Source organism: Nocardioides sp. SR21 (assembly GCF_022761125.1).
Classification (GTDB): domain Bacteria; phylum Actinomycetota; class Actinomycetes; order Propionibacteriales; family Nocardioidaceae; genus Nocardioides.
Genome location: NZ_JAKWJR010000001.1, coordinates 489,320 through 507,369, shown reverse-complemented (window position 1 = coordinate 507,369; position 18,050 = coordinate 489,320). Strand labels below are relative to the sequence as shown.

Below are 18,050 nucleotides of genomic sequence, written 5' to 3'. Positions count from 1 at the left end.
GCAGGGATCATCGGGCGTGACGTGGTCGACAGTGCCTAGGTTCGTCGCATGATCTCCGACCTCACCCGCCTCGTCGACCTCGTCGAGGAGCGGCTGACCGGCGACCTGGAGGTCGCCGCCCTCGCCCGCGAGCTCGGGAGCACCGAGGACCACCTCCGCCGGATGTTCTCGGCCATCTCCGGGATGCCGCTGTCGGAGTACGTACGCCGTCGGCGGATGACGGTCGCCGCGTCGGACCTGGTGGCGACCGACGACGACCTCCTGACCGTCGCGATCCGCTACGGCTACGGCTCGACCGAGGCGTTCGGCCGGGCGTTCCGCTCCGTGCACGGCGCGTCCCCGAGCGACGTACGACGCGAGGGCGGTCCGCTCCGCTCGCAGCCGATCCTCCACTTCCGTCTCACTGTCGAAGGGAACGACCCCATGGACACCCGCATCATCGAGAAGCCGACGTTCCGCCTGGTCGGGCACGCCGTCCGGGTGCCGCTCGTGCACGAGGGGGTGAACCCCCACATCCAGCAGCACGTCACCTCGATCGCGCCCGAGCAGCACGCCCGGCTCAAGGCGCTGTCCGACATCGAGCCTGCTGGGCTGCTCTCGGTCAGCGCGGACGTCGACCCGGACCGCGCCGAGGGCTCCGAGCTCACCTACCTGCACGGCGTCGCGATCGGCGGGGCCGCACCGGCGGACCTCGACGTGATCGAGGTCCCGGCAGGCACCTGGGCCGTGTTCCGGACCCACGGGCCCTACCCGCAGGCGCTCCAGCAGGCCTGGGCCGACGCAGCGACGCGGTGGTTCCCGGCCAACCCGTGGCGCTGGGCGTCCGGCCCGGAGATCGTCGCGGTCCTCGACCGCGCCGACGACTTCAGCACGGCGACCACGGAGCTGTGGCTGCCGGTCGAGCCGGCTCAGTCGCGCCCGTAGCCGGCCTCCCGCGCGGTGATGATCGCCTCGGCTCGCCCCGCTGCGTGCAGCTTGGCGTAGATCGCGGAGACCGCGTTCCGCACGGTCTTGCCGGAGATGAAGAGCTCCGAGGCGATCGCGTCGTTCGACTTCCCCGCGGCGAGCAGCTTGAGCACGTCGCGCTCGCGGTCGGTGAGGTCGGGGAACGGCTCCTCGGCCTTCGGCGTCCCGCCCGCGAAGTACGTCGCGACCTTCGCGGCCAGCGTCGCGCCGAACACCATGCCGCCTGCCGCGGCGGCCCGGATCGCGGTCTGCACCTCCTCGGCCCCCGAGCCCTTGAGCAGGTAGCCGGACGCGCCCGCGCGGATCGCGGCGAGCACGGTCTCGTCGTCCTCGTTCATCGTCAGCATCACCACGCGGGTGTCGGGTTGTCGGCCGGTGATCATCCGGGTCGCCTCGATGCCGTCGAGCTTCGGCATCTGGATGTCCATCACCACCACGTCGGGCGCGCTCTCGGCGACGACGTGGATGGCGTCGCGGCCGTCCTCGGCGGTGCCGACGACCTCGATGCCGTCGAGGGCGCCGAGCAGGCTGGACAGCCCCTCCCGGACGATCTGGTGGTCGTCGACGACGACGACGCGGATGTCACTCACTGCAGACTCCTCAGGGGCAGCCAGGCGCGCACGACCGTGCCGCCGGTGGGTGGACAGACGACCTCGCTGCGGCCGCCGAGCTCGGCGGCGCGCTCGCGCAGCCCGACCAGGCCGACACCGGCCCGCGCGTCGGGGGTGATGCCGACGCCGTCGTCCTCGACCTCGACCAGCAGCGCGTTGTCGACGACGTCGAGGCGGACGGTGCAGCGCGTGGCCCGGGCGTGCCGCGCGACGTTCGTCATCGCCTCGCTGGCGATGCGGAAGGCCGCGACCTCGACCGCGGCCGGCAGGGACCCGAGCTCTCCGGCCACGACGGTCGCGGGCGGGGCCAGCTGCTCGCCCTGCTGGCGCAGCGCGCCGGCCAGGCCGCGGTCGTCGAGTGCGGGCGGGCGGAGGTCGTGGACGAGCCGGCGTACGTCGGCGACGACGTCCTGGACGTGCGCGCTGACGCCCGCGATCTGGGTCTTGGCGACCTCGGGGTCCTTGTCGACCATCAGCCGCGCGGACTCGAGCTGGAACACCACGCCGCTCAGCGCCGGGCCGAGCCCGTCGTGCAGGTCGCGGCGGATCCGCCGGCGCTCCTCCTCGCGGGCGGAGACCAGGTCCTCGGCGAGCCGGCTGGTGCGGGCCACGACCGCGGCCTGCCGGACCAGGTCGCCGAGCAGCTCCTCGTCGCGCCGCGACAGCCGGCTGCGCAGGCCGCGCGCGGGCAGGACGAGCCGCCCGACCCGGGCGTCCCGGTAGGAGATCGGCAGGTCGCGGGTCTCGTCCGGGCGATCGCCGTACGTCGCGACCAGGAGCTCGCCGCCGCTGCGCTCGACCTCGACACTCACGAAGCCGACGCCGAAGGCGCTCGCGACGGCCTCGGCGACCGCGGCGAGCTGCTCGCCTCCGTCGTCGGTGGTCTCGAGCGTGGAGGCGAGGCCGGCCACGGTGTCGTACGGATCGGACCGGCGGCTGAGCCACCGCGACAGCCGTTGCCGCAGCGGGCTGTAGAGCAGGACGGTCACCAGCAGCACCACGAGCACGACCTGCGACTGCGCCATGTCGTCGTCGAGCGCCCAGGTGAGGGCGGCGACCACGACGAAGTCGACGACGACCAGCACGATCGCGAGGGCCGCGAGCACCACGGTGCGGCCGAGCAGCTCCTCGATCGAGACGAGGCGGGGGTTCACCACCGCGATCGTCATCGCGACCGGCACCAGCGTGATGCAGAGGAAGAACACGGCGTCGGTCAGCACGCCGAAGTCGAGGAACAGCGTGATCACGATGATCGTCGCGGTGACCAGCGCGCCCCAGAGCAACCAGCGCATCTGGTCACGCTCGGTGCCGGTCGAGCGCCGGTAGCGGTGCACGACCACGCCGATCGGGACGACCAGGCCGAGCAGGGTGAGCGCCTGGAGGCCGCCGACCAGCGCGTCCGCGGCGTCGCGGAGCGCCCAGATCGTGGTGGGGTCGGGGTCGACGTTCGGGGGCAGGTTCGCGCCGGACGACTCCCAGGGCGCGACCATCACCGCGACCGCGCCGAGGACCATCGCACCCATGCAGGCCCAGCTCGCGACGCCCCACGCCCCGCGGACGAACCGTCCCTCCGGGAACAGCAGCGGCAGCACCACGATCGTGGCCGGCAGCAGCGCGTTGAACCTGGCCAGCAGCCAGACCGCGAACGTCAGGCCGGTGACGGCGTGGTCGCTGACCAGGCCGTAGCGGACGAACGCCTCGGACAGCCCGTCGAGCGACCAGAACAGCCCGGTCGCGCCGAGCGCCCAGCCGATCACCCGGTGACCGGGGTGGCGGAGCACGATCGTGGACAGGACGCCGATCACGAGGCCGACGACCCCGGTGCCGATGCCGCTCCCGACCTCGACGCCCTCACCGAACGTCCAGAGCAGCTCGTCGCCGTACGACGCGACCGTGAACGCCGCGACCCCCAGCAGGCAGGCCAGGGACGCGACGGGCAGCAGCGCAGCGACCGGCCAGGAGACCGGTCGCTGCGCTGCTTCGGACGGGGGATTCACCGGCACATCATGACCGGTGGGCGCGGTCGCCGAGGCAGAACCCCGCGGCGGTGACGAGCAGCCACAGCGGACCGGTCATGCCGGCCATGTACTGCAGCGGGGACACGCCCAGCAGCAGGGTGAGGCCGCCGAGCACCAGGCCGACGATGCCGATCCAGCGCGGGACACCACCGGCGCGGCCCGCGGCGAACACCGCCAGGCCGGAGAGGCCGGCGAGGGTCCACAGCCACGGGATCGTGCCGATCCAGTGGTTGAACATGACGGCGTTGCTGGGGTCGATCTCCTGGTCGCTGACGAAGCCCATGATGAACTCGGTGTCGAGGCCGCTGCCGAGGATGCTCACGACCGCGGTGCCGAGCAGGCCGGCGAACGCGACGAGCGGCACGGTCGAGTCCGCGGCGCTGCGGGCCCGCAGCCGGCGGAACAGCCCGGCCGCGAACAGGATCATCAGCACGGCACCGACCGCCGTGAACGTGTGGAAGGCGAACATCGGGCCGGTCTGGTCGGCGAGCTTCTCGGCGATCGCCGGGCTGTCGCCGGCGAGGTCGGGGTCGTACACCGCGTTCACCATGCCGGAGGTGACGACGGTGCCGAGGCCGGCGATGCCGGCGCCGATCCCGGCGAGGGTCCAGGTGCGGGACTGCCGCTGCGCAGTCGTGGTCGTGCCCGGCAGGTCCGTCCGGGCGGGCTGGAGGTTCGTGGAGTAAGTGGTCATGGCAGGAGGTTGTCGGGCCCGTTGTCCCGCCCGACAGGGACAACGAGGCAGACTGCGGGCGATGACTGTCATGCGGATCGCCATGTGGTCGGGACCCCGGAACCTGTCGACGGCCCTGATGCGCAGCTTCGAGAACCGGGCCGACTGCTCGGTGGTCGACGAGCCGCTGTACGCCGCCTACCTGGCCGCGACCGGGCTCGACCACCCCGGTCGCGACGACGTGATCGCGTCCCAGCCGACCGATCCGGCCGACGTCGTGGCCGAGCTGACGTCCGGACCGGTCGCAACGCCGGTGCAGTACCAGAAGCACATGACCCACCACGTGCTCCCGGACGTGCCGCGCGGTCGGCTCGAGTCCCTCACCCACGCGTTCCTCGTCCGCGACCCCGAGCGGGTGCTGACGTCCTACGCGAAGGTCCGCGAGGAGCCGACGCTCGAGGACCTCGGCCTCCCCCAGCAGCTCGAGCTGTTCGAGACGTACGGCGGCCCGGTCGTCGACGCGGCCGACGTGCTGCGCGACCCGCGCGGCACGCTCACCCTGCTGTGCGCCGCCCTCGGCATCGCGTTCGACGACGCGATGCTCGCGTGGCCGGCCGGCCCGCGCGCCACCGACGGCGTCTGGGCGCCGCACTGGTACGCCGGCGTCGAGGCCTCGACCGGCTTCGCGCCGTACTCCCCCGGCTCGGGCGACCCGCTGCCCGACCGCCTGGCACCGCTGCTCGAGCGGTGCCGTCCCTACTACGACGCGCTGGCCCCCTACCGGCTGCGTCCCGAGGAGTCCTGATGAAGCAGCAGTTCGACGAGCGCAACCGCGACCTGGTGGTCGGGATCAACGACACGCTCGTGCACCGCGACCAGGCCGGGATCAGCCCGTTCGACTCGGCCGTCCAGGGCGGCGACGCGGTGTGGGAGGGGCTGCGCCTGCACGGCGGACGGATCTTCAAGCTCACCGAGCACCTCGCCCGGCTGCGGCGCTCGGCGCACGCGCTGGCGTTCACGACGGTGCCCTCGGACGAGGAGATCACCGAGCGCATCAGCGCCGTCCTGGCCGCCAACGCGATGACCGACGACGTCCACATCCGGCTCACGCTGACCCGCGGCGTGAAGGTCACCAGCGGCATGGACCCGCGGCTCAACGAGGCCGGCCCGACGCTGATCGTGCTCGCCGAGTTCAAGTCGCCGGTGTACGACGACAGCGGGATCTCGCTGGTCACGTCGTCGGTGCGCCGGCACCGGCCGGACTCGCTGGACCCGAAGATCCACCACAACAACCTGCTCACGTCGATCCTCGCCAAGATCGAGGCGAACGTCGCCGGCGCCGACGACGCGCTGATGCTCGACGACGCCGGGTTCGTGGCCGAGACGAACGCGACCAACGTCTTCCACGTGGTCGGCGACGTCGTCCGCACCTCCACCACACGCGCGTGTCCCGAGGGCATCACCCGCGAGACGATCCTCGAGATCTGCGCCGCGAGCGGGATCGAGGTGGTGGTCGGCGACTTCTCGCTGACCGACGTCTACAACGCCGACGAGGTCTTCGTGACCGGCACGATGGGCGGCGTCACCCCGGTCATCACCATCGACGGCCGCACGATCGGCAACGGCGGGCCGGGACCCTACGTCGCCCGGCTCTCCGAGGCCTACCTGGCCCGGACCGCCACCGAGGGCACGGTTTTGGCGCGCTGAGCGCGGGAGAGACTCCGGGAGTCGGAAGGGGACGCGATGTTCTGGGTCTACGTGCTCGTCGGGGCAGCCGTGCTGCTCAGCCTGCTCTGGTGGGTCGACCACCGGCGCCCGAAGCGCGACGGCGCCGCCTTCGACCGCGAGGTCAAGCGGGTCGAGGGCAAGGCGGAGGGTCGCGACTACTGGGGCGGCTCGGCCTGAGGCCGTAGCATTCCGGCCATGTTCTGGTTGTACGTCGGCATCGGCATCGTCGCCCTGTTCGTGATCTGCAAGATCATCGACGGCCGCCGCCCGGTCGATCGGCGCCGGCTCGGCCGCAGCATCAAGAACACCGAGATCGAGGTCAGCCAGTACGACAACGACCTCACCGGCCGCAGCCCGTTCTAGGCGACCGACAGTCCCTCGGCTTCGGCCGTCCGGTCCGGCGTGGCGGGGTACTCCCTGACGTTTCCGGGGTCCGCCAGCCGCTCGGACCCCTGAAACGTCAGGGAGTATCCGGAAATTCGCGTGCCGCCCGGTGCGCGGAGCCGATCACAGCCGGGATGCCCACGCCGTCGTACGCCGCTCCGCACACCGCGAGGCCGGGTAGCCGCTCGATGTCGGCGCGGATCCGCGCGATGCGGTCGAGGTGGCCGACGGCGTACTGCGGCAGCCCGCCGCCCCAGCGCTGCACGTGGCTGGCGACCGGGTCGGCGCCCAGACCGATGGCGTCGCGCAGGTCGGCGAGCGACCACGCCACCAGGTCCGTGTCGTCGGCCTGCAGCGCGGCCTCCTCACGGTGCCGGCCGAGCGAGGTGCGCAGCACCAGCAGGCCGTCGCCGGCGGCGCGCACCCAGTCCCACTTGGCGAACGAGAACGTCGCGGCCTTGATCCGGCGGCGCTCGACCGGCGGCACCAGGAAACCCGACGAGACGACCGCCGGCAGGTCGACGTCGCGGAACACGAGCGTGACCACGGCCATCGAGGCGTACTCGATCGCGGCCAGCTCGGCCGCGGCGGCCGGCGCCAGCGCGCCCAGCAGCCGGGCGGTCGGCGCGGCGGGGGTGGCGAGCACCACCGCGTCCGCCTCGACCCGCTCCGGAGCGGTGGTCGGCCCGACGGTGAGCGCGTAGCCCGACTCCGTCCGCACCAGCTCGCGCACGGTCGCGCTGGTGCGCACCGGCAGCGACGCGGCCAGCCGCTCGGGCAGCCGGCCCATGCCGCCGGCGATCCCGGCGAACACCGGAGCGTCCGACTTCGGCGCGGGCAGGGTCCCGCCGCCGGCGAGGGTCGTCAGCTGGGGGACGGTCGCCCGCGCGGACAGCAGCCGGGCATGTCCGGCGTACACGCCCCCGAGCAGCGGCTCGACCAGCCGGTCGGTCACCTCGGGGCCGTAGACGGCGTCGACCAGGTCGCCGACCGACACGTCGCCCTCGACCTCCTGCGGCACCGCCTCGTGGAAGCGTGCGAGACCCGCGGGCGACAGCACGCCGGTCGGGCCGGGGTCGTCGAGCGGCACGCCCATCAGGGAGCGTGGCAGCGGCCGCAGCTCGTCGCGGGTCCAGATCCGCGACGACGCGGGCGTCGGGTGGACGATGGGGAGGCCGAGAGCCCGGGCCAGCTCGGTGCCCTCGGGACGCCGGTGGAGCATCGCCTCGGCGCCGACGTCGACGCGGACGCCACCGACCTCCGTGCGCAGCAGCTTGCCGCCGACGCGGTCAGCGGCCTCGAGCACGAGCACGTCGTGCCCGGCCGCGGCGAGGTCGTGCGCCGCGGTGAGGCCGGCGACGCCTGCCCCGACCACGACGACTCGCACGCACCCACTGTCTCAGAGAGGGCCCGGGTCGCGGTGAGGGGTGCGGCCCACCGCGACCCGGGAGCTGGGGGTCAGCCGGCTTCCACCAGCCGGCCGAAGCCGCTGCGGTGGAACACCAGCGGCGACGAGGTGTCGGCGTGCTCGACGGCGTGCAGCTCGAGCAGCACGATCGTGTGGTCGCCGGCCTCCACCTCGCGGTAGATCGTGCAGTCGAAGCGCGCCAGGCCCTCGTCGAGCGTGACCGCGCCGTCCTCCGTCACGGTCACCGGGACACCGTCGAAGCGGTTCGCCACCGGGCCGGCCAGCTGCCGGCACACGTCGCCGTGGTGCCCGGCGAGGATCGTCACGCCGAGGTGGGCCGAGCGGCGCAGCGTCGGCCAGGTCTTCGACGTGTTCGCGATCGAGAACTGCACCAGCGCCGGCTCCAGGCTGACCGAGGTGAACGAGCTCGCGGCCAGGCCGACCAGCGCGCCCTCGACCTCGGCCGCCACGGCGATCACGCCACTCGGGAAGACGCCGAACGCCTCCCGCAGCCGGGTGGGGTCGAGGTCCTGGTTGGTGGTCAGCTCGGTCACAGGGCGGCTCCAGTTCGGCTGTCGAGGATGGCGCGGATCGCCGGGCGGGCGTGGTCGAGCCACTGCTGGTAGGCCGCCGGGTCGTCGTGCGCGGAGTCGAGGACGTAGAGCCCCTTGGCGGGCACCAGCCCGCCGATCTCCGTGAGCACCGGCCGCAGCGACAGCTCCGGAGCGAGCGCGTGCGCCGGGCCCCCGCCGAGCATGAGGGGGACGGCGACGCCGCGCAGCCCGTCGGTCGCGAACCGGTCGAGGAACAGCTTCAACAGGCCGGTGTACGTCGCCTTGTACGTCGGCGACGCGACCACGACCAGGTCGGCGGCGCCGACCTCCGCCACCAGCTCGGCGACCCGCGGGTCCTGCCAGTCCAGCAGCGAGGTGCCGAGCTCGGCGAGGTCCACGACCAGGTCCGGCTCGCGGCCGGCCAGCTCGGTGGCGACGTACGTCGCGGCCGCGCGGGTGCGGCTGTGTGCCTTGGGGTTGCCGACGACGACGGCGACGCGCAGGTCTCGGCTCACGAGGCGGCCACCTTGGTGGGGGTGCCGAACGGCACGGACGCGGCGGCGGCGACCGGGGCCGGGTGCTGCCACAGCCCGCGCCGCTCGAGCTCGGGCAGCACGCCCTCGCCGAACCAGTACGCCTCCTCGAGGTGCGGGTAGCCCGAGAGCACGAACTCGTCGATGCCGACGGCGCGGTACTCCTCGATCAGGTCCGCGATCTCGGCGAAGCTGCCGACCATCGCCGTACCGGCGCCACCGCGCACCAGGCCGACGCCGGCCCACAGGCCCGGGTGGATGACCAGGCCGTCCTTCGTGCCCTGGTTGAGGTCGAGCATCCGGCGCTGACCCACGGACTCCGAGCGCTTGAGGCCCTCCTGGACGCGCGCGATGTCCTCGTCGGAGATGCCGGCGAGCAGCCGGTCGGCCTCGGCCCACGCGGCCTCGGAGGTGTCGCGGGCGATCGTGTGCAGGCGGATGCCGAACCGGATCGTGCGGCCCTGCTCGGCCGCGAGACCGCGGATCAGCTCGACCTTCTCGGCGACCGCGGCCGGCGGCTCGCCCCAGGTGAGGTAGACGTCGACGTGCTTCGCGGCCACCCGGGCCGCGGCCGGCGACGAGCCGCCGAAGTAGATCTCGGGCAGCGGGTCGGGCACCTGGTGCAGCGCGGCGTCCTCGACCTGCAGGTGCTTGCCCTGGAAGGTGACCGTCTCGCCCGCCCAGAGGCGCCGCACGATCTCGAGGAACTCGTCGCAGCGCTCGTAGCGGCCGTCCTTGTCGAGGAAGTCGCCGAACATCCGCTGCTCGTGGCTCTCGCCGCCGGTGACGACGTTCAGCGCCAGCCGGCCGCCCGAGAGGTTCTGGAACGAGCTGGCCATCTGCGCCGAGAGGAACGGCGAGGTGAGGCCCGGACGGAACGCGACGAGGAACTTCAGCCGCTCCGACAGGCTGCTGATCATCGCGGTCGAGACCCACGCGTCCTCGCACCACGCACCCGTCGGCGTCAGCGCGGCCTCGAAGCCGAGCTGCTCGGCGCTGCGGGCGATCTGGCCGAGGTACGGCACCGACGCCGGGCGACCGCCGGCCAGCACGTCCGCGCCGTGACCGCCGCCGACGACCTGCCGGCCGTCACCGCCGTTGGTGGGCAGGAACCAGTGGAACTTGAGCATGACTTCCTCTCTAGAGCTGGCCGTGGTTGGGCGGCGGGGTGCCGTCGAGGGCGTACCGCCCGAGGTGCTGGACCTTCCAGGCCGCGGGATCGTGCAGGGTGTGCGTGCGCGCGTTGCGCCAGTGCCGGTCGAGGTTCAGCGACGCCAGGGCCGAGCGGGTGCCGGCCACCTCGAAGAGCCGGCTGGAGATCTCGACGGACGCGCGTGCGCTGGCCGCACGGGCGGCCGCGACCGCCAGGCTGGCCTCGGCCGCGCTCTCCTCGCTGAGGTCACGGTCGGCGTGCTCGACGGCGAGCCCGGCCTCGGCGAGCAGGGCCTCGGTCGCGCGGACCTCGAGCTCCATCTGCCCGAACGCCTGGACCACCAGCGGGTCGTCGGCCGCCCGCTCCACGCCGGCGTCCGGGTACGGCCGGCTCCGCGTGGTCACGAACTCCGCGGCGTCGTCGAGCGCGGCGCGGGCGATGCCGGTGTCGATGGCGGCGTGCAGCAGCTGGGCGAACGCGCCGTACGTCTGCGGGCCGTCGAACGTCAGGTCGTACGGCGTGATCCGTGACGGGTGCACCCAGACGCGGCGCAGCCGGACGGTGCCGCTGGCCGTGGTGCGCTGACCGATGCCGTCCCAGTCGTCGACGACGCTGACGCCGTCCGCGCGCCGGTCCACCCAGGCGACGTGCAGCGGGCCGTCCTCGCCGAGATGGGCGAGCACCGGGATCCAGTCCGCGAACAGCGCGCCGGTGCTGTAGCCCTTCTCGCCGTCGAGCAGCCAGCCGTCCTCCGGATCGGCGCCGGTACGTCGCAACGTCGTGCGGTAGTCGCGCACGTGCCGGGAGCCGACCTCGGACTGCGCGTTGCCGAACCACCTGCCGGACAGCGCCTCGTCGAAGAAGAACGACTGCTGGGCGCGCGAGCCGCGGTGCCGCAGCGCGTTCACGTAGACGAAGTGGCTGTGCGGGATCTGCGCGACGTTGGGGTCGCCGTACGCCAGCAGCCGGAAGACCTCGGCGACGGTGCCGGCGGACAGGTCGGAGCCGCCGTGCTCGGCGGGGACGGTGATGCCCAGCAGCCCGGAGGCGGAGAGCGCGTCGAGCTGCTCGGCCGGCAGGATCCGCCGGGCGTCACGCTCCGCGGATCCCTCGGCCAGCTCCGCCGCGAGGTCGGCGGCGGCGACCACCGCCTGTTCGGCGGAGAGGATCGGGACCGTCGGGACCAGCTCGAGAACAGTCATCCGCACCCTCCGACTCCTCGATCGCTGTTTGTCGAGCAACTTACTGCACATTACAACATGGTCAAGGCCCGGAACCGACGGGGTCCGCATCTCGTCCGAGGCTGCATGAGGACGACCACGCGCCGCACCCACGCTCCCCTGCTCGCGCTCGTCGCCGTCGCGCTGGCCGTGGGCCTCGCGGGGTGCTCCGGCGCGGGGGACGACAGCGACAGCGGGGCCGACGGCAGCGCCGTCGCCGGGAGCGCGCCCGACGCTGCCCTGCGCGACGGCGCGGCCGCCGAGATGGAGGTCCCGGCGGACTCGGACCTCGCCTACAGCGTCGCCGGCCAGGGCGACCAGGCCGAGGTCGAGCCGGTGAACGCCCAGCAGGTCCAGCGCGCGGTGATCCGCAAGGGCAACGTGGAGCTCCGCTCCGACGACGTGGGCAAGGCGCAGTTCGACGTCGAGAAGCTCGCGCAGCGCTACTTCGGGGAGATCACCGAGGAGAAGACGACGACCGACGACGACGGGGACGCGGCGTACACGAACCTGGTGCTGCGGATCCCGACCGAGCAGTTCAACGACGCGATGAACGACCTCCAGGAGCTCGACGCCGCCGAGCTGGTGGCCGCGAACTCGACCGAGAACGACGTCACCACGAAGCTCATCGACACCCAGACCCGGCTGGCCGCGCAGCGACGCAGCATCGCCCGGATCACCGTGCTGTTCGACCGGGCCGAGAGCATCCGCGACATCATGTCGATCGAGGCCGAGCTCTCCCGCCGCCAGGCGGACCTCGAGTCCCTGGAGCGCCAGGCGGCGTTCCTCCGCGGCCAGACCGCGATGTCCACCATCACCGTCAGCATCGACAAGACGCCGGCCAAGGCGGTGAAGAAGGCCGAGGAGGACGACTCCGGCTTCGTCGCCGGGTTCAAGGCCGGCTGGGACGCGCTGACGTCGTTCGCCGTCGGGCTCGCCACCGCTCTCGGCGCGCTGCTCCCGTGGCTGGTCGTCGTCGCGATCCTCGGGCCGCCGACGTGGCTGCTGGTGCGCTGGCTCCGGCGGCGGTTCAGCTCGGGTAGGACTGGACGAACTCCGTCAGCCGCTTGAGCTGATCGGGGTCGGTCGACGGGATCACCCCGTGGCCGAGGTTGAAGATGTGGCCCTTCGCGGCGCGGCCGGCCTCGATGACCTCGGCCGCGCGAGCGGTCATCACCTCGGTGGGCGCGAACACCAGCGTCGGGTCGAGGTTGCCCTGCACGCCTCGGTCGCCGACGAGCGGGATCGCGTCCGCGAGCGGCGTGCGCCAGTCGACGCCGACCACGTCGGCACCGGCCTCGCCCATGAGGCCGAGCAGGTTCGTCGTACCGACCCCGAAGTGGATGCGCGGGACGCCGAGCGCACCGGCCCGCTCCAGCACGCGCGCGGAGTGCGGCTGCACCTGGTCGCGGTAGTCGGCGGGCGTGAGCGCGCCGGCCCAGGAGTCGAACAGCTGGACCGCCGAGGCACCCGCCGCGACCTGGACCTCGAGGTACGTCGCGGACATGGCGGCGATCTTGCGCATCAGCGCGTCCCACACGTCGGGGGCGCCGAACATCATCGCCTTGGTCTTGGCGTGCTCCTTCGACGGCCCGCCCTCGACGAGGTACGACGCCACCGTGAACGGCGCGCCCGCGAAGCCGATCAGCGGGGTGCCGCCGAGCTCGGCGACCAGGCCCTGGACCGCCTCGGTGATGAACGTGACGTGCTCGGGCGTGAGGTCCGGGATCGCCTCGACGTCGGCGAGGGTCCGCACCGGGTTCTCGACGACCGGTCCGACGCCGGGCTTGATGTCCAGGTCGACGCCGACGGCCTTGAGCGGGAGCACGATGTCGGAGAAGAAGATCGCCGCGTCGACGCCGTAGCGGCGTACCGGCTGGAGCGTGATCTCGACGACCAGCTCGGGGTTCATGCAGGACTCGAGCATCCCGACGCCCTCGCGGACGCGGAGGTACTCGGGCAGCGAGCGGCCGGCCTGGCGCATGAACCACACGGGGGTGTGCGGCACCGGCTCCCCGCGCGCCGCCTTGAGGAAGGCGCTGTCGGTGGGGCTGGTGGGGCTGGTCACGGGTGAAGCCTCGCAGGTCATCCGGCGTGTTCGCACATCGGGAACGGGACGCCCGACTTACTGTGAACCCTATGGTCGTCGGTCAAGAGACCCGCCAGGGCGCGGGTGCGGGCGCCGCGCCCGCGGAGTTCCGCGACGCGGTGGCGACCATGCACGCCGCGCGACTGCGCCCGGAGATCTTCTGCGAGGAGATGCCGGCTCCCCAGCGCATCGCGCCGTGGGCGTCCGCGCTGTCCGCGGACGTCACCGTCGACGACACCGACATCGGCACCGGGCGGATCATCCTGCTCCACGACCCCGCCGGCAACGACGCCTGGGACGGCACGTTCCGCTGCGTGGCCTACACCCGCGCCGAGGTCGACATCGACCTGATCACCGACCCGATGCTGGCCGACGTGGGCTGGTCCTGGCTGACCGAGGCGCTCGAGGCGCACGGGGCGTCGTACGCCGCCGTCTCCGGCACCGTGACCCGGGTGGCGACCGAGAGCTTCGGCGGGATGGCCGACGAGGGTGGCACCGCCCAGGTCGAGATCCGCGCCTCCTGGACGCCGCTCATCCCCCCGGACGCACCCGACCTGGCGCCGCTCGACCTCGCGCCGCACGTCGAGGCCTGGGCCGAGCTGCTCTGCACCGCCGCGGGACTGCCACCGGTCCCCGAGGGCGTGACCGTGATGCCGAGCCGCCGCGGCCAGCGGGGCTCGGGACTCTGACATGACAACAGAAGAAACCCCCGAAGAGACCACAGCAGACGCCACGCCCAAGCCGCCGCCGCTGCTCACGTTGCGCGACGGGCTGACGCCCGTCGTCGACACCGAGGCGGGGCTGGCCGAGGTCTGCGAGCGGATCGCCGCCGGCAGCGGGCCGGTCGCCATCGACGCCGAGCGGGCGTCCGGCTACCGGTACTCCTCACGCGCCTACCTGATCCAGCTGCGCCGCGAGGGCGCCGGCACGTTCCTCGTCGACCCGATCCCGTTCGGCTCGCTGCCCGGCCTCCAGGCGGTGCTGGACGGCACCGAGTGGATCCTGCACGCGGCCACCCAGGACCTCCCCTGCCTGGCCGAGGTCGGGCTGTACCCCTCCGCGCTGTTCGACACCGAGCTCGCCGGGCGGCTGCTCGGCTACCCCCGCGTGGGGCTGGCCACCCTGGTCGAGAGCCTGCTCGGCTCCCGCCTGGCCAAGGAGCACTCCGCGGTCGACTGGTCGACCCGCCCGCTGCCCGAGCCGTGGCTGGAGTACGCCGCTCTCGACGTCGAGGTGCTGGTGGAGCTCCGCACGCTGCTCGGCGCCGAGCTGGTCGCCGCCGGCAAGGACGAGTGGGCGCGCCAGGAGTTCGAGAACCTGCGCGGCTTCGAGCAGCCGGCCCGCGTCGACGCGTGGCGGCGTACGTCGGGGATGCACCGGGTCCGCGGCCGCCGCGGCCTGGGCGCGGTCCGAGCGCTCTGGGAGGCGCGCGACGAGATCGCCGAGCAGCGCGACGTGACGCCCGGGCGGATCATCCCGGACTCCGCGATCGTCGTGGCGGCGCAGGCGATGCCGCCCGACAAGGCCACGCTGATGGCGACCAAGGGCTTCCACGGCCGCGGCGCCGAGCGGTACTCCAACCGATGGGTCGAGGCGCTGCGCGAGGCCGCCGAGATGGACGAGGCGGACCTGCCGACCCGCTCCCCACGCGGCGACGGACCGCCGCTGCCGCGCGCCTGGGCCGAGAAGGACCCGGTCGCCGCCCGCCGGCTGGCGCTGGCCCGCGACGCGATCTCCGCGCTCGCCGAGGAGCTGAACCTCCCGGTCGAGAACCTGCTGACCCCCGACTACCTGCGCCGTACCCTCTGGACGCCGCCGGCCTCTCGCGACGGGGCCACGCTCGCGCCCGCGGTCGCCGAGCAGCTGGCCGGGCTCGGCGCGCGTCAGTGGCAGATCGAGCTGGCCGGACCGGTGCTGGTCGAGGCGATCCTCGCGGCCGAGGCGGAGCCCGAGCCCGAGCCGGAGCCCGAGGCCGATTCCGAGTCCGAGGCGGACTGACCTACTCGGACTCCGACGGGCTCGGCGACTCCGAGACCGACTCGGGGTCCAGGACCGTCCGGGACGTGTCGTCGATCTCCTGGGTCACGGCGTCGAGGTCGAGCACGCCCACGCCGTACACGAGCTGGTCGAGGCCGGGCTGCACGGCCTCCTCGAGCTGCGGGAGGTTGTCGGTCATCGGCGGCAGGGACATCGCCCGGATCGCGTTGTTGAAGAACACGGCGTGGTCGGGCATCCGGCCCGGCTGGAGGAAGGCGTCGGTGAGCGCGACCTCGAGGTTCGCGGGCAGCAGGTAGCCGGTGCGGGTCACCCGGGTGACCGCGTCGACCGACAGCTCGTAGACCATGAAGTCGGCGGCCGCCGAGGTGCTCGCGGCCTTCCTCGACAGGCACAGGCCGGTCACGTCGCCGACGGTCGCGGAGCTGTCGAGGATCGGCATCGGCATCACGTCGAAGTCGAGGCCCTGCACGAGCCGCAGCTGCGGCACCAGCGGGCGGTAGCCGGCGATCATCCCGAGCTTGCCGCGCTCGAACCACGCCAGCGGCGACGCCTCGGCGAGCTGGTCCTCGTCGAGGGTGACGTTGGGGTTGCGCAGCAGCTCCAGCGTCCGCTCCAGCGCGGCGCGCGAGTCGTCGCTGCTGAAGGTCAGGGACGTCGGGTCGACCGCGTCGTCGAACACCGAGCCGCCACCGGACTCGATGAACGGGCCGAGCCCGGGGAGGCTGGCGCCGATGTGGACGCCCTTGGTGCCGCGACGCGGCCGGGAGGCGAATTCCGCCGCGGCGGCGAACTCCTCGAAAGACCAGCTGGTCGAGTCCTCGTCGGGCGCCTCGAGGCCGCGGTTGCGCATCCGGTCGAAGTTGACGAGCGCCTTGTTGTAGTAGATGACCATCGGCGAGACGGCGTACGGCATGCACTGCAGCCGGTCCTCGGCGCTGAACGCCTGGAGCGCGTCACGCGAGTAGCCGTCGCCGAAGTTCACGCCGCGCTCGTCGAGCAGCTCGTCGACCGGCTGGGTGTAGCCGTTGTCGAGCAGCCAGCGCAGGTCGGCTCGGGGAGCCAGGAAGACGTCGGGCACCGGGACGCCGGCCTCCAGCGCGGCGCGCATCCGGTCACGGGACTCCCACGTGCGGAGCTTGACCTCGGGGCCCTCGGTGGTCGCGTTCCAGACGGTGACGGTCGAGCGGAAGGCGTCCAGCGCCTCCTCGGGTCCGAAGACGCCGAACGTCAGGACGACGGGCTCCTGGGACGCCGGCTTCGTCGGACCGACCTCGGGGTCCGACGAGCCTCCGGTGCATCCGGCCGCCACCGGAACGAGCGCGAGCAGCGCCACCAGGCCCGCGGCCGTGCGCCGTCGCCAACTCCCCCGCACCTGACTCCTCCTCGTCCCCGCCGTACTCACACGCGTGCCCGGGCACGCAGCCCGGGCCCGGACCACCTTAGCGACTGTCCCGCGACGCGACCGCCGCGCCCGCATGTCGCAACGCTTCGCGGACGGTCACCGTCCCTACGATGGACGGTGTGTCTCGGGCCTGTCTGACGTCGCTGCTCGCCGCCACCCTCGTGGCGGTGCTCGCCGTGGGCGGGTGCGGGTCCGACGAGCCCGAGTCGGCACCTCCGGCGACGCCGGCGGCCTCGAAGCCCGCCGCCGAGCCGTCCCCGACCCCGACCCGCTCGCCGAGCCCGTCGCCCGCGCCCAGCCGCTCCAGCGAGCCGCGGGAGCACGGGCGGCACAAGGTCGGCGCGCTCGAGCCGAACGCCCGCCCGAAGCCGGCGTCGTCCGCCGCGGAGCACCTGCTCCCTGCTGACGAGCTGCCCGCGCTGGACGGCGCCTGGACGGCGCGGACCACGGGCGACGAGCCGACGGTCGGCGCCTGCCAGAAGACACCGCTCAGCACGATCGGCGCCCTCGAGTCGGCGCAGCGGACCTACACCGCCGACGGCGCCACCGCCGTCCAGGTGGTCGCCCGCTTCGGCGACCCCAAGTCGGCGTGGCGGGCCCACGAGGTGCTGGCCGCCTGGCGCGAGGACTGCGCGAAGCGCCTCGGCAACCCCTCCTCCAGCGTCAGCGCGCTCGAGGACGTGTGGGTGCCGGCCGGCACCGGCTCGAGCTACCGCTCGACGCTCCGCAAGAGCGTGGCCGGCCTCGGCATCCTGCGCAGCGGTGAGTACCTCACGCTGGTGGAGATCACCGCGACACCGAGCAGCTACCCCGCGGGCTGGGAGCCGGCGCGGGTCGCCGTACGACGGGTCGCCCGGACGTTCTAGGTCCCGCTAGGCGATGGCGTGGTGCCTGCGCGCCGCCACGACCACGCGCTCGAAGATCCCCCGGTCCAGCGCGGCACCCTCGCGGCGTACCGCCGACGGCTGCAGCGTGATCAACCGGTCGAGGCGGACCTCGCTCGGCCGCGCCTCGCGGTCCCACCCGCCGGTGCCGACGTCCATCCAGTGGCGGCCGTAGCGCGCCTCGTCGGCGGCGTCGCGGTCGTGGTCCTTGCTCGTGAGCATCAGCCCGTAGAGCACGCCGTCGCCGCGCGCGATCAGCAGCACCGGGCGGTCCTTGCCGCGCGCCGGGTCGTCCTCGAACGGCACCCAGCCCCACACGACCTCGCCCGGGTCCGGCCGGCCGTCACGGCGGGGCTCGTAGCTGACCTTCGTCGGACCGGAGGTCCGGGCCGGGCGGCGGAAGAGGCGGCGGATCGCGTCCATGCCGCG

Annotated in this window: 20 protein-coding genes; 9 read left to right on the top strand and 11 right to left on the bottom strand. The window is 73.3% G+C overall.

What is annotated here, in order from left to right; genetic code table 11:
* Nucleotides 1-48 precede the first annotated feature (48 nt).
* On the top strand, nucleotides 49-924 hold the full coding sequence (locus MJ604_RS02585; protein WP_243056713.1) for an AraC family transcriptional regulator: 876 nt from the start codon (nucleotides 49-51) through the stop codon (nucleotides 922-924).
* Here MJ604_RS02585 and MJ604_RS02580 read toward each other — a convergent pair.
* The 3 genes from MJ604_RS02580 to MJ604_RS02570 are packed head-to-tail and all read right to left on the bottom strand — an operon-like array spanning nucleotide 909 to nucleotide 4,289.
* Entirely contained in the window at nucleotides 909-1,556 is a 648-nt protein-coding gene (locus MJ604_RS02580; RefSeq protein WP_243056712.1) for a response regulator transcription factor, read from the bottom strand. The two genes, MJ604_RS02585 and MJ604_RS02580, sit on opposite strands and share 16 nt — an antisense overlap.
* Nucleotides 1,553-3,574: a sensor histidine kinase gene (locus MJ604_RS24135; protein WP_243056711.1), complete on the bottom strand. Its 2,022-nt coding sequence runs from the start codon at nucleotides 3,572-3,574 to the stop codon at nucleotides 1,553-1,555. Before MJ604_RS24135 ends, MJ604_RS02580 begins: the two co-directional genes overlap by 4 nt.
* A 7-nt stretch (nucleotides 3,575-3,581) precedes the next feature.
* The gene (locus MJ604_RS02570; RefSeq protein WP_243056710.1) at nucleotides 3,582-4,289 is read right to left on the bottom strand and encodes a hypothetical protein; all 708 of its coding nucleotides are present in this window, start codon (nucleotides 4,287-4,289) and stop codon (nucleotides 3,582-3,584) included.
* A gap of 61 nt (nucleotides 4,290-4,350) precedes the next feature.
* Here MJ604_RS02570 and MJ604_RS02565 point away from each other — a divergent pair, with 61 nt between their 5' ends.
* From MJ604_RS02565 to MJ604_RS02550, 4 genes are read left to right on the top strand one after another with little or no spacing between them, the layout of a single operon-like run.
* Nucleotides 4,351-5,073, top strand: coding sequence for an HAD family hydrolase (locus MJ604_RS02565; protein ID WP_243056709.1), 723 nt, complete (start codon nucleotides 4,351-4,353; stop codon nucleotides 5,071-5,073).
* Entirely contained in the window at nucleotides 5,073-5,975 is a 903-nt protein-coding gene (locus MJ604_RS02560; RefSeq protein WP_243056708.1) for an aminotransferase class IV, read from the top strand. Before MJ604_RS02565 ends, MJ604_RS02560 begins: the two co-directional genes overlap by 1 nt.
* A gap of 36 nt (nucleotides 5,976-6,011) precedes the next feature.
* Nucleotides 6,012-6,173: a hypothetical protein gene (locus MJ604_RS02555; protein ID WP_243056707.1), complete on the top strand. Its 162-nt coding sequence runs from the start codon at nucleotides 6,012-6,014 to the stop codon at nucleotides 6,171-6,173.
* Nucleotides 6,174-6,191: 18 nt separating this feature from the next.
* Complete coding sequence (locus tag MJ604_RS02550; protein WP_243056706.1) at nucleotides 6,192-6,359, top strand: hypothetical protein; 168 nt, start codon at nucleotides 6,192-6,194, stop codon at nucleotides 6,357-6,359.
* A 97-nt stretch (nucleotides 6,360-6,456) separates the two neighbouring features.
* Here MJ604_RS02550 and MJ604_RS02545 read toward each other — a convergent pair whose 3' ends face one another.
* The 5 genes from MJ604_RS02545 to MJ604_RS02525 form a co-directional block, all read right to left on the bottom strand.
* Nucleotides 6,457-7,767, bottom strand: coding sequence for an NAD(P)/FAD-dependent oxidoreductase (locus tag MJ604_RS02545; RefSeq protein ID WP_243056705.1), 1,311 nt, complete (start codon nucleotides 7,765-7,767; stop codon nucleotides 6,457-6,459).
* A gap of 71 nt (nucleotides 7,768-7,838) precedes the next feature.
* Nucleotides 7,839-8,342: a flavin reductase family protein gene (locus tag MJ604_RS02540; protein ID WP_243056704.1), complete on the bottom strand. Its 504-nt coding sequence runs from the start codon at nucleotides 8,340-8,342 to the stop codon at nucleotides 7,839-7,841.
* Nucleotides 8,339-8,857: an NADPH-dependent FMN reductase gene (locus MJ604_RS02535; RefSeq protein ID WP_243056703.1), complete on the bottom strand. Its 519-nt coding sequence runs from the start codon at nucleotides 8,855-8,857 to the stop codon at nucleotides 8,339-8,341. Before MJ604_RS02535 ends, MJ604_RS02540 begins: the two co-directional genes overlap by 4 nt.
* On the bottom strand, nucleotides 8,854-10,005 hold the full coding sequence (locus MJ604_RS02530; RefSeq protein WP_243056702.1) for an LLM class flavin-dependent oxidoreductase: 1,152 nt from the start codon (nucleotides 10,003-10,005) through the stop codon (nucleotides 8,854-8,856). The genes MJ604_RS02535 and MJ604_RS02530 overlap by 4 nt, the downstream gene beginning before the upstream one ends.
* A gap of 10 nt (nucleotides 10,006-10,015) precedes the next feature.
* Nucleotides 10,016-11,230 (bottom strand): SfnB family sulfur acquisition oxidoreductase, encoded by a 1,215-nt coding sequence (locus MJ604_RS02525; protein ID WP_243056701.1) that lies wholly within the window; start codon nucleotides 11,228-11,230, stop codon nucleotides 10,016-10,018.
* A gap of 105 nt (nucleotides 11,231-11,335) precedes the next feature.
* On the opposite strand from MJ604_RS02525, the gene MJ604_RS02520 reads away from it, so the two are divergent.
* The gene (locus MJ604_RS02520; RefSeq protein WP_243056700.1) at nucleotides 11,336-12,319 is read left to right on the top strand and encodes a DUF4349 domain-containing protein; all 984 of its coding nucleotides are present in this window, start codon (nucleotides 11,336-11,338) and stop codon (nucleotides 12,317-12,319) included.
* Here the strand turns inward: MJ604_RS02520 and hemE are convergent.
* Nucleotides 12,279-13,232, bottom strand: coding sequence for a uroporphyrinogen decarboxylase (gene hemE, locus MJ604_RS02515; RefSeq protein ID WP_279235347.1), 954 nt, complete (start codon nucleotides 13,230-13,232; stop codon nucleotides 12,279-12,281). The genes MJ604_RS02520 and hemE overlap by 41 nt on opposite strands.
* Nucleotides 13,233-13,387: 155 nt before the next feature.
* On the opposite strand from hemE, the gene MJ604_RS02510 reads away from it, so the two are divergent.
* Nucleotides 13,388-14,026 carry a DUF3000 domain-containing protein gene (locus tag MJ604_RS02510; protein ID WP_243056698.1) on the top strand — a complete coding sequence of 213 codons (639 nt, stop codon included), beginning with the start codon at nucleotides 13,388-13,390 and terminating at the stop codon, nucleotides 14,024-14,026.
* 1 nt (nucleotide 14,027) lies between these two features.
* Nucleotides 14,028-15,335, top strand: coding sequence for a ribonuclease D (locus tag MJ604_RS02505; protein WP_243056697.1), 1,308 nt, complete (start codon nucleotides 14,028-14,030; stop codon nucleotides 15,333-15,335).
* 1 nt (nucleotide 15,336) lies between these two features.
* On the opposite strand, the gene MJ604_RS02500 is transcribed toward MJ604_RS02505, so the two are convergent.
* Nucleotides 15,337-16,707: an ABC transporter substrate-binding protein gene (locus MJ604_RS02500; RefSeq protein ID WP_243056696.1), complete on the bottom strand. Its 1,371-nt coding sequence runs from the start codon at nucleotides 16,705-16,707 to the stop codon at nucleotides 15,337-15,339.
* A 149-nt stretch (nucleotides 16,708-16,856) separates the two neighbouring features.
* On the opposite strand from MJ604_RS02500, the gene MJ604_RS02495 reads away from it, so the two are divergent.
* Nucleotides 16,857-17,603, top strand: coding sequence for a hypothetical protein (locus MJ604_RS02495; protein ID WP_243056695.1), 747 nt, complete (start codon nucleotides 16,857-16,859; stop codon nucleotides 17,601-17,603).
* A gap of 6 nt (nucleotides 17,604-17,609) precedes the next feature.
* Here MJ604_RS02495 and MJ604_RS02490 read toward each other — a convergent pair whose 3' ends face one another.
* A complete protein-coding gene (locus MJ604_RS02490) occupies nucleotides 17,610-18,044 on the bottom strand; it encodes a type II toxin-antitoxin system PemK/MazF family toxin (RefSeq protein ID WP_243056694.1) in 435 nt (144 codons plus the stop codon).
* Nucleotides 18,045-18,050 lie beyond the last annotated feature (6 nt).

Bases quoted from the DNA above. Each gene is read 5' to 3' on its own strand.
- MJ604_RS02570 (WP_243056710.1), bottom strand. From the start codon at position 4,289: ATGACCACTTACTCCACGAACCTCCAGCCCGCCCGGACGGACCTGCCG.
- MJ604_RS02510 (WP_243056698.1), top strand. From the start codon at position 13,388: ATGGTCGTCGGTCAAGAGACCCGCCAGGGCGCGGGTGCGGGCGCCGCG.
- MJ604_RS02560 (WP_243056708.1), top strand. From the start codon at position 5,073: ATGAAGCAGCAGTTCGACGAGCGCAACCGCGACCTGGTGGTCGGGATC.
- MJ604_RS02555 (WP_243056707.1), top strand. From the start codon at position 6,012: ATGTTCTGGGTCTACGTGCTCGTCGGGGCAGCCGTGCTGCTCAGCCTG.
- MJ604_RS02585 (WP_243056713.1), top strand. From the start codon at position 49: ATGATCTCCGACCTCACCCGCCTCGTCGACCTCGTCGAGGAGCGGCTG.
- MJ604_RS02520 (WP_243056700.1), top strand. From the start codon at position 11,336: ATGAGGACGACCACGCGCCGCACCCACGCTCCCCTGCTCGCGCTCGTC.
- MJ604_RS02530 (WP_243056702.1), bottom strand. From the start codon at position 10,005: ATGCTCAAGTTCCACTGGTTCCTGCCCACCAACGGCGGTGACGGCCGG.
- MJ604_RS02550 (WP_243056706.1), top strand. From the start codon at position 6,192: ATGTTCTGGTTGTACGTCGGCATCGGCATCGTCGCCCTGTTCGTGATC.
- MJ604_RS02505 (WP_243056697.1), top strand. From the start codon at position 14,028: ATGACAACAGAAGAAACCCCCGAAGAGACCACAGCAGACGCCACGCCC.
- hemE (WP_279235347.1), bottom strand. From the start codon at position 13,232: ATGCGCCAGGCCGGCCGCTCGCTGCCCGAGTACCTCCGCGTCCGCGAG.
- MJ604_RS02525 (WP_243056701.1), bottom strand. From the start codon at position 11,230: ATGACTGTTCTCGAGCTGGTCCCGACGGTCCCGATCCTCTCCGCCGAA.
- MJ604_RS02565 (WP_243056709.1), top strand. From the start codon at position 4,351: ATGACTGTCATGCGGATCGCCATGTGGTCGGGACCCCGGAACCTGTCG.
- MJ604_RS02490 (WP_243056694.1), bottom strand. From the start codon at position 18,044: ATGGACGCGATCCGCCGCCTCTTCCGCCGCCCGGCCCGGACCTCCGGT.